The organism is Xylanivirga thermophila, from assembly GCF_004138105.1.
Taxonomy (GTDB): domain Bacteria; phylum Bacillota; class Clostridia; order Caldicoprobacterales; family Xylanivirgaceae; genus Xylanivirga; species Xylanivirga thermophila.
Map to the genome: position 1 here is coordinate 71,593 of NZ_RXHQ01000012.1, position 11,523 is coordinate 83,115.

Consider the following 11,523-nt stretch of genomic DNA (forward strand, 5'->3'; position numbering starts at 1 on the left):
CTACCAAGTTAATATCTATGTTAAACACACAAAAAGCTATAGGTGATGAATTTTAACACCGCCTATAGCTTTTTTACATCTATATAAGTAAATCTAATTCATCAACAAACTTATCAAACATATCTATAGCTTCATCTATAGGTCTAGGCGTTGACACATCCACCCCAGCTCTCTTTAATAGCTCAACTGGATAATCAGATCCTCCACTCGATAAGAACTCTATATATTGATCAACTGCACCTTCTTTTCCATCCAGTATCCCCTTAGCTAAGGTCGATGCTGCAGAAAAACCTATGGCATATTTGTAGACATAAAAAGAGGAATAGAAATGGGGAATTCGAGCCCATTCCATCGCTATCTCTTTATCTATTACAATATTATCTCCATGATATTTCTTATTCAGATCGTAATATATGCTGCATAGATTCTCACAGGTCAGAGGGGTACCAGCTAAGATTTCACCATGTACTATGCGCTCAAATTCTGCAAACATAGTTTGTCTAAATACAGTACCTTTAAATCCCTCTAGATAGTTATTTATGATATATGCTCTAGTCGCCCTGTCATCTATAGTGTCGAGAAGATAGTGAGTTAAAAGTATCTCATTTAAAGTGGATGCCACCTCTGCAACAAAGATCCTATAGCCTGCAAGTGGATAGGGCTGATTCTTATTTGAATGGTAGCTGTGCATGGCATGCCCCATCTCGTGTGCCAGTGTAAATACACTATTTAGATTATCTTGATAGCTCATAAGTACATAGGGGTGGGTATCATAACAACCCCAAGAGTATGCACCACTGGTCTTTCCTATGTTTTCATACGTGTCTATCCAACCGGCATCAAAACCCTCTTTTAGTATCTCTATATACTTCTCTCCTAGTGGCTCCAGTGCCTTTGCAACCATATCTTTAGCCTCTTCATAGCAGATCTTCATATCCACATCCTCTACAAAAGGGACATATATATCATACATGTGTAACTCGTCTAGCCCCAGTGCACGCTTCCTGAGATCTAGATATCTATACATGGACCCTAAGTTGTCCTCCACCGTCTCTATCAGTCTATCATATACCTCTACCTTCACATTATCTCCAGACAGAGCCGCCTCAAGACTTGAATTATATCTTCTAGTATTAGATATAAACATATCCTTTTTGAGGTTGGATACAAATGTGGTCGCCAAGGTGTTCCTCTGCTTGCCATAGGTATCATATAGCGCCCTAAAGGCGTCTTCTCTAACTCTTCTATCTTTGCTCTCTAGGAAGGCTATATATCTGCCCTTAGTTAGCTCCACCTCTTCCCCATCTTCATCTTTAATATGTGGGAACTTTATATCTGCATCGTTTATCATAGAGAATATTTGTGCCGGCGCATCGCATACTTCCCCCGCCATAGCAAGTATCTGCTCCTCTTCGGGCGAGAGCACATGAGCTTTTTCCCTAAGTATTTCATTTAGAAACTGCCTATATACATCAAAACCTCTATCTTCTTTGACCCATCCCTTGAGCACTTCCTCATCTATTGTTAGTATCTCTGGTACTATATAGGAAGACGCACTTCCAAACTCGACCAATAAGGTCTGTGCCCTATCGCTGAGAGCCTGATATTTCGAATTTGAATTATCCTCATCCTTTCTCATTCGGGCATAGACAAATAACCTCTCTAATATACGCTGGGTTTCATAATAGTGATTGAGCGCCTCTAGAAGTTCATGAGCATCAGAGCTCAACCTATCTCTATAGCCCTCTATCTCTGATATTGCAGATTTCGCCGCCTGGTAATCCTCTTCCCATTTGCCCTCATTAGAGTATATATCTTCTAGCTTCCACTTAAATTTATTGTCTATCTCATCTCTCCTAGGCAATACATTATTTGACAAATTACCATCCCTCTCCTCTTGTGCTTTAATTTACTATATTCTATACATTATAATAAGATTTTATCATAAATACTAATTTTCATGCAACGATAACCTTATAGTTCTGCGATTCATAATTTTAAAATAAATAATACAATATAAATTGAGGCACATTAAAATGCAAAACATACAAAAAGCTAAAAGATGGTATAGATGATTATATTTATTTTTATGACTATAAGAAATTACAAAAAGACAGCTAGTTTAAAACTAGCTGTCTCCCATCACTATATTTACTTCATGGCTACAGCCATCATCGATCAAGGGTATAAAATCTTGATCTATAACATCTCCATCCACTTCTATCCTTTCAACTCCATAGACTACATGGTTGAAATTCTGTACCTTTATCTCATAGATAGATTTTCCATATCTATATACTATGCTAAATTTAGACCACTCAGAAGGTATACATGGATTTATTATAAGTTTATCCTCTATCTTTTTAAAACCTAATATTCCTTCCAAAGCAACCTTATAGGCCCAGGAAGCCGATCCAGTATACCATGTCCATCCTCCCCTGCCTTCATTGGGTGGATAGGAATATACATCTGCCGCTACTACATAGGGCTCCACTTTGTATCTATTACATTCCATAAGCGTTCGGGTATGGTTTATGGGATTTAGCATATGAAAAAGCCTTTCTGCCTTATCCCCTTTTCCCATCTTTGCAAATGCCCATATCGCCCACATAGCGGCATGGGTATACTGCCCTCCATTCTCCCTTACACCTGGTACATATCCTTTTATATATCCAGGCTCTAATTCTGACTTCTCAAAAGGAGGAGTTAAAAGCCTTATAATACCCAATTCCCTATCCACAAGATAATGTTCCATGGACCGCATGGCTTCATTTACCCGGGCAGATCTTCCCCCACCTGATATAACACTCCATGACTGGGATATAGAATCTATTTGACACTCCTCATTTTGTTCCGAGCCAAGGGGAGTACCATCATCAAAATACGCCCTCCTATACCACCCTCCATCCCAGGCATTTTTCTCTACAGCTTCTAAGAGTTTTTTTGATGTATCTTGGTACCTTTCTCCATTTGCATTATCATTTACCCTGTAACATATGGGAATAAAACGATTGAGTACTGCATATAAAAACCAACCTAACCATACACTCTGACCCTTGCCTTCTATGCCCACCTTGTCCATACCATCATTCCAGTCCCCTCCGCCCATGAGTGGTAATCCCTTATCTCCAAATTGAAGCGATATATCTATTGCCTGTAGGCAATGTTGATATAGTGTTGCCTTTGCCGAGGATATCTCAGGTACTGAATATCTATCATGTTCATCATCCCTTAATGGTTCATCCACTAAAAAGGCAATTTCCTCATTTAATATATCATAATCTCCCGTAACTTCCATATATTCAGCCACTACATATGGCAAAAACAGTCTGTCGTCTGTTATTCTGGTGCGAACCCCTTTAAATGGTGAATGCCACCAATGCTGCACATCTCCCTGGGTAAATTGGTGACTAGCGTGCAGTAATATCTGCCTACGTGCTGCATCCGGGTCAATATATAAAATGGCAAGTATATCCTGAAGCTGATCTCTAAAACCGTATGCTCCTCCTGCTTGATAGAACGAAGTTCTACCCCATAATCTGGATACTATCGTTTGATACATAAGCCATCCATTTAGCATTATATCCATGGAGCTATCTGGAGTTGATACGCTTATGGCACCCAATTTATCCTGCCAAAATGCCTTAACATGCTCTAGGCTTTCATCCACCTTATTTATATCCCTATAGGTATCTACTATTTTCTTTATACCGCCCATAGATTCTTCCTGACCTAACATAAATACTACTCTCTCCGATGAGTTTGGAGGTATCTCCACAATTACCTGCACTGCCCCGCAGCTATCATACCCTCCGCCTGTTCTACCAGACAGGCAAGTTCGCTTTAGCGCTGCTGGATTTTCATAATTTTTATTTCGGCCTATAAACTCCATCCTATCACCTGTATAACATGCGATAGGCTTGTTTGAAGATAAAAACGCTATATTTCCTGCAAAATCCTGATTATATGCATTGGTAGCACATAATATGGAGTTTTGCCCATCCCACTGGGTAGTTATAAACTTACCTGTTTCCTCACGATTTACTCCAAGTACCCATTCAGCATAATAGGTAAGGCTAATACGCCTACGTACATTGGCAGTATTATTTAGGGATATGGATACAATCTTTACAGAATTGTTTATTGGTACAAACATAGTCTCATAGGCCTCTATACCATAGCTATATGATTGAAAAGACGAGTAACCCCATCCATATCTTACAACACAACTATCACCTGATGGGATCGGGTTAGGAGTTATAGTCCATATATCTCCAGTATACTCATCCCTCAAATATACTACCTCACCAGGAGTATCCAGTACAGCATCATTTGACCATGGAGTAAGTTTGTTTTGTCTGCTGTTTTTATGCCATGTATAACCTCCTCCAAGTTCAGTTGTCAAAAATCCGAATTCCTCATTTGCTATGATATTGCTCCAAGGTAGAGGGCATCTAATGTTTTGCTTCAATAACATTATATACTCCCTCCCATCCTTCGAAAATCCTCCTAAGCCGTTAAAGAATAATAAATCCGAGGGTTTAGGTAGATACCTTTTCTCTGTATACGCCCTAGCAGCATATATACTTGCAAGCCTTGAAGGGGTGAATACCTTGGGTAACAACTCATTAGCTCTAGTCATATTTAGTTGATCAGAAAGCCCACCTTCTCCACCATAAAATACTAAGCTAGCAAACGTCATTATAAGGGTTTTATCTTCATCAGAAATAATATTATCCTGTAAAACAAATACTCCTCCCCTTTTACCTTGCAATTCCCTTGCATGACTCACCGATACCATATCTATAATATTGTCCTGAACTGGCTGCTCATAGCTATTTCCATAGCTGTTTATAAACAAAAGATCCATCTCTATACCTTTTAATCTTAGATATTCATGGGCAGTTAGCAAACTTTTTACCAAATGCATATGCTCTATGCTACTAACTTCCATAACCACCAACGGTACATCTCCTGATATACCATACTTCCATAGGGCAGACTGTCCTTTTCTATTTTTTAATATATCTTCTTCCCTCAATCTTCGGGAAGGTGAAAAATAGAGTATATGAGCGGCCATGTCTTGATAAAAATTGGCCTCTTCTGCGTTCATATCAAGATAGCGCAGTTCAACTTGACTGTGAGTCCATGAAAGCTCTGCAGTCCTTGAAATGGTAGAAAAACTTTGATAGTTTTGGGCAAGGGCTAATGCACCTTCCCTGCTGTCTGCCATTCCAACTAAAAAGGCAAGTTTTACCGATTCACCCGGTAATACATCTAACCTGCATCTTAAACTCATTATAGGATCTAGCACGGCACCTACACTCCCTGAAAGGGGCTTACCTGCTTCCATAGCCAATGGATTTGATAAATCCCGTCCGCGTCCTATAAATTTTAACCTATCAGTTTCATATTGTACAGGCCCTATAGTAGATCTTTGAGATACCACCGTATGGACAGCCCATACTTCCTTCTGCTTTTTATCACGCGGTCGTCTTACGGCAAGCAACGCATTATTCTCCGGTATAAACTCCGTTTGAATAAATAGATTATTAAACGCAGGATGGGCAATATCAGCCTCCAAAGGGGATAATACTCCTTCCATATAACTAGTAACATCCAATACTCTGCTATGTTTTCCCTTGTTTGCAATAGTCATAGTTCTAATTTCTACATTATGCTCTGGAGATACGACTACCTCTGTACGTGTTTCTATACTTCCATCCCTTCTCGTAAATACCGCCTTATCCGATTCAAATAGCACTTTATATTCTTCAGGAAGCATATTACACGGCTGATAGGCAGCAGACCAAAAATTATTGGAATTTAAATTCTGTATATAAAAATACATACCAAAGTTATCCCTTGTTACATCTCCACGCCATCTATTTACAGCTACACCTTTGCAATAACTATAGCCACTACCGCTATTAGTCACCATGGTAGAATAACTACCATTTGAAAGAATAAGTACTTGAGGGACGGAAGTATGGGGAGTATTGTATTCCCTTACTGCCCTTATATCACGCATCTGCTTTTCGGATACCCTTGCTAGGTTCTCTATCTCATAATCCTTTATATATACTTCTCGCTGAGGCATCCTCTCCTGTAATAGCAGTTCCGTGGCCTTAACCATAGGTGAAGCATGAAATCGAGTCTGCATTATATTATCATTTAGAAAATTATCCAACGCCATAAGACTCATACCCAAATGATGCACCATAAAACTCTTTACAATCATACTCTTCTTTTTATGGGGCAATCTTGTAGGAGTATAGTCTATAGCTTCATACATACCATATTTACCATTAAGCCCTTCCTCTATCAATACATCTATGTTTTTTACCGCATAATGTGGTGCAACAGATAGAGCCATCAAGGTAGAATACGGTGATATTACTATATCGTTTATAAGCCCTCGTTTCATACCGAGCATTGGCACACCAAAGGCTTTATACTGATAATTAAACTGCATATCAAATGCATAAAACGCTGACTCCGATACACCCCAAGGCACCCGCCTTTGTTCACCATAGATCATCTGCGCCTTTATAACCGATTTATACGTTTCATCAAGGAGTGTATACTCATAATTTCTCATTATAAGGAGGGGCATAAGATATTCAAACATTGTCCCACTCCAAGATAAAAGAGAGCTTGATCCATCTATCAAAGTAAGTGTCCTGCCTAACTTAAACCAATGCTTCTGTGGAACATCTCCCTTTGCAATGGCAATAAAACTGGTTTGCCTAGCTTCTGAAGCTAACAGATCATAGTAACTGTTAGAGAGCTTTTGTTCCTCTGCATCATAGCCTATTGAAAATATCTCTAGTTCTTTATCATATAATACAGAGAAATCCATATCATTAAATAGGCTATCTATCTTTTCTATTAGATTCCTACATCTATGCATGCATCGTCTACAAGCAAAATATGATTTTGCAAGTGCCAATTCAATTCTTTGGAGCCAGTTAAGTGCCTCGTTAAATAAACTATCAACCTTGCCACACTTGTTTATATATGCAATAGCTTGGGATAATTTATCTAACATATTATTGTATTCGTCTAGAAGGCCTGCAATTGACATGGGACTGTCAAGCATATCTGCAAGCTCTTTCATAATACCTTTAATTTCTAAATATTTTTCATCCTCAACATCTATTAGTCCTGGCAAATGAAGGAGCAGATCTACCCATGGAAACAATTCCTCTATATCACGCCTATATACATCTATAATATCTTGTAAACGCCTATCGCTGATGCTTACATCTGATAATATACCAAACCACTTAGTAAGTGTAAGATCATGTAAATCTATTTCTTCTTCCAATTGAGCATAGATTGCCATCGTATCCTCAAATCCTAGAATATTATTTTGATTTATAATGGGTGTTTCCTGTAAATTAACTAGACCCTGCCTTGTCACTAACAGATAACAAGCTAAATTTCCGCTATCTACAGATGATACATATAGTGGTTTCATTGGTCTTAATGTTTGGGTATCATACCAGTTATATAAATGCCCATTCCATTTATCCATTTCTATTATGCTGTTTATAGTGCGCTCTAGCCGGCCTATCATCTCTAAAGTACCTATATAGCCTAAATCCCTAGCTGCCAGTGTAGAAGATAATAGAAATCCTATATTGGTCGGTGAAGTTCTATGGGCTACCCCTGCTGCTGGATCCTCCTGGTAATTGTCAGGCGGGAGCCAGTGATCTTCAGCTGTCACAAAATCTTCAAAATATCTCCATGTTTTTCTTGCTATTATGCGAAGCTGCTTTATTTGATCATCTGACAATTCAGGTAATCTGTTTTCCTTTGGACGGCTTATCAAGTATGCTACATATGGAGCTAATGCCCATATAATTGTGAATACACCTGCTAAAGCCAAATTAGTTTTTAACGTAATTAACATCCTCATAAAAAATAGAATAGCTATAGCAGTGGAAGGCCACATCTTTCGCCAAAAATCCTCTCTACTACCTTTAAATTTTTTTTCAGTATCTGCCGCAGTGACCCATTCTAGCATATTTCTATGGGTAAAGAATACCCTGCCTATAGTACGAAATATGGCATCACACATTAAATAAGTCTGATATGCCAAAAATATAAAAGAAAGAAGAACCTGCCATATTACATCCTTTCCACTTTGAATATATTGTTTTTTTGATAAAGCAGCTACCTTACCTATGGCATCCAATACCAACGGAAAAGCAAGTGTAATAACTGCCAGCCCTATCCATAATCCTAATCCCCCTGGAAGGTATAAAAATGCGAGCCATAGCAGTATAAATAGACTAGGATACAAAAGACTACGTCTTAAATTATCAAATATCTTCCACTTCGAAATTGCATTTATGGGATTTTCTAATACTTCTCCCCTTGCATTTTTTATTCTACGCCCTAGCCATGGAATAAGCTGCCAATCTCCCCTTACCCATCTATGCTGCCTCATAGAATAAGCTATATAATGAGATGGATATCCATCTATAAGCTCTATATCACTTATAAGGCCTGCCCTTATATATGAACCTTCAAGCAAATCATGACTTAATACCGTATTTTGAGGTATGGCATCACCTAAAACAATATTAAATGTTTCAACATCGTATATACCCTTGCCAGTAAATATTCCTTCTCCAAAGAAATCCTGATATACGTCTGAAACTGCAGTAGTATATGGATCTATACCGGTTTGACCAGAAAATGTCAATGAAAAAAATGACCTACTTGCACTATCTACCGCAACACCAATTCTGGGCTGCATAAGTCCATATCCATCTACTACCCTGGTACTGTTTTTATTAAGTATGGGTCTGTTTAAAGGGTGCGCCATGGCCCCTATGAGTTTTTTGGCCGTATCCCTTGGTAATTGGGTATCCGCATCTAGAGTTATTATATATTTTATACTCGAAAGCTTCTCCATATTGCCTATTTTTGTAGTATAACTAGTATTCTCATCACCTTTTACCAATTTATTAAATTCTACTAAGGCACCACGCTTTCTTTCCCACCCCATCCATGAAGACTGTGCTTCATTCCATTGCCTATCCCTATGAAAAAAGTAAAATATATCTTGACCGTATCGGGCATTTAATTCATTAATAGCTTTTATACCTGCTTCCACTATTTTTTCATCTCCAGGCATACATTGTCCTTTTTTACAATCCTTAAAGTCCCCTACAAGGGCAAAATATAAATTTTTTTCTTGGTTTGCTAGATAGAAAACCTCCATCTGTTCTGCCAATTCTATAACCCTATGCGGATTGGTCAATAATGTTGGTATTATCACCATTGTTGAAAAATCTTCCGGTATCCCATCCTTAAGCTCTAACCTTGGAAGCAATCTGGGGGTCTGTATATGGTTAACTACCCAATTAATTGCCAAAGTTGTTATACTAAGAACGGGTACTACGGATACAATGGCAGATAAGATCATAATCCCAGCCGAAGGTTTATCTCCTAGTGTATAAGCCAAATGCAAAACTATATACATCAAAAGTAAGAAAACCCCCGTTATACCCCCAATATAAATAATAGCTGGATTTTTTAGTGAAGTTTTTATACTATTTTTACCTTTATCTACAAGATAATAGCCAATATGCATATAGCGTTGATCTTGATCAGTTTTCTCCTCTGCTCCCTGCTGTGCTAATTTTAAGGCCATGGTCGCTATATCTGTTTCACTTTTGCCTGTTGTTTCTGCCAATTTCTCCACTTGATGCCTATAATACTCTCTGGATATAAAATCCATACTCTTATATATACCTGCTGGATCCTGCTCCAATATCTTTTCAACGGCACTTAAATCTTCAAATATATCCTCCCACTTTATTCCTGCAAGAAATCTTAGACTTGTTATGGCATTACCCATAGATATTTGGTATGCAGTCTGCCTTTGATGCTCTTGCTGGATCATCTCATCCATACTAGTATTTTGCAGTGCAACCTTGCCATCCAGCCACTTTATTATAGGTACAGCCTTACTACCTTGAACCTTCAATTTTTTTAATAATCTTTCACCATAACAATCGCTTATTTCTTTTATATAAGCATCATGCTGATTTATTATTTTGTAAAGTTCTGCATTAGGTTCCTCCAATGCAGACAAAAATTTATCAGCCCATATATCTGCCTTTTGCCATTCCTTATTCGTCTCAAGTATCTTAGAAGATATCTTACTTATTCTTTTTATAAGTGCTATTTTTAGCATAAATGGCATAGACCAAAGTTCCCTATTGCTTAGAACCTGTTCTTTCTGGTATGCATCTATAAAATTAAAAATAATATCCTCATCTACATGCCCGTCTGTCTTATCTATTATCTCGCAAGCAATAGCATATACTCTAGGCATCATTTTAAAATCTCCGTTTGTTAAGACGGGAAGTCTGCCTTTTCCACCACTTCGAAGGATATATTGTATTTCCTTTATTTGTTCTTCTATCATATAAAAATTATCTATTAGCCATTCTCCAGCAGGTACCATATGACCATTCTTCTTAAACTCGATATTTGCGGTCTTATATGCCTCAGTAAGGGCAATCTGATCATTTCCTATCCTATCAAATACTTTTTTTATTGTTTTACCTTTTTTATATATTTGATGGTGTCTCCCCATTTGCCTCGCACATGTTCGCAATTCTTCAATGTTAAGCATTGCATCTAAACTCCTTTGCAAAAAAACATCCAGTGTTTCTCTTATTAATTATGTACCATTTAACAAATATGAATACATAACAATATAAAAAGTGGGATGAATGAATAGTTCACCCCACTTTTAGCCAAATATAAATGGATCAGTGTATTCCCATCTGCTGCTGTATTTGCTGCTGAGCTTTTGTTATCTCCTGCTGTGGAGCCATATCTACCTGATAGTAGCCTTTTTGATTCATATAGTCCCATATGGCTTTTTGATGTTGAAAAGTAGTCTGTAAAATTTGCTGAGCATCCTGTCTTATACCTTGATTTGCACTTTCCAACACCAAATTTGTAAGACTTTGTGCACTTTGTTTATGATTAGTTAACAATACCGATGCTATCTGCTTGTCATTAAAAGTTTGATTTTGTGCCATGTTCATACCTCCTCAAATAATTTATTGCATGGGCGTACTTGAAATATGCTTTGCCAAAGTCTGGCTATCTTTTTGATGATCCTGTATCATTTGCTGACATAGATTTTTGAGTTGAGGATCATTTACTGTATTTACACAACTTTGTAGGAAATCTGCAGTCTGCTGACACATGCTTATATTATCCTGTAATAAAAGCAATTCTTTATGAGTTAATTGAGTCATGATATATACCTCCTTATAAAAATATTACGTAATTATTGTTTCTTTTTTGAGATTAAATATGCCACATATTTTTTGTAAAAACATGTATTATTGTTTGATGTGTGTGTCAAGTTTTTATTGGCACCTTTTTCTTCCAGAAAGTCAATCGCTATAATAATTAAGAAAAATATCTTAAATTTTACCATTTAGCAAAGTTGTCAAGCCTAAAATGCACTTCGCTACGCTC

At 37.6% G+C, this 11,523-nt stretch carries 4 protein-coding genes; all 4 read right to left on the reverse strand.

Annotated elements, in window-relative coordinates; translation table 11 throughout:
* Window positions 1-79: 79 nt before the first annotated feature.
* Complete coding sequence (gene pepF / locus EJN67_RS07400) at window positions 80-1,879, reverse strand: oligoendopeptidase F (protein ID WP_129723709.1); 1,800 nt, start codon at window positions 1,877-1,879, stop codon at window positions 80-82.
* Window positions 1,880-2,128: 249 nt separating this feature from the next.
* Window positions 2,129-10,660 (reverse strand): GH36-type glycosyl hydrolase domain-containing protein, encoded by an 8,532-nt coding sequence (locus tag EJN67_RS07405; RefSeq protein WP_207207987.1) that lies wholly within the window; start codon window positions 10,658-10,660, stop codon window positions 2,129-2,131.
* A gap of 139 nt (window positions 10,661-10,799) precedes the next feature.
* Complete coding sequence (locus tag EJN67_RS07410; protein ID WP_129723711.1) at window positions 10,800-11,075, reverse strand: spore coat protein; 276 nt, start codon at window positions 11,073-11,075, stop codon at window positions 10,800-10,802.
* A gap of 21 nt (window positions 11,076-11,096) precedes the next feature.
* A complete protein-coding gene (locus EJN67_RS07415; RefSeq protein ID WP_129723712.1) occupies window positions 11,097-11,297 on the reverse strand; it encodes a ferritin family protein in 201 nt (66 codons plus the stop codon).
* Between the last annotated feature and the right edge of the window lie 226 nt (window positions 11,298-11,523).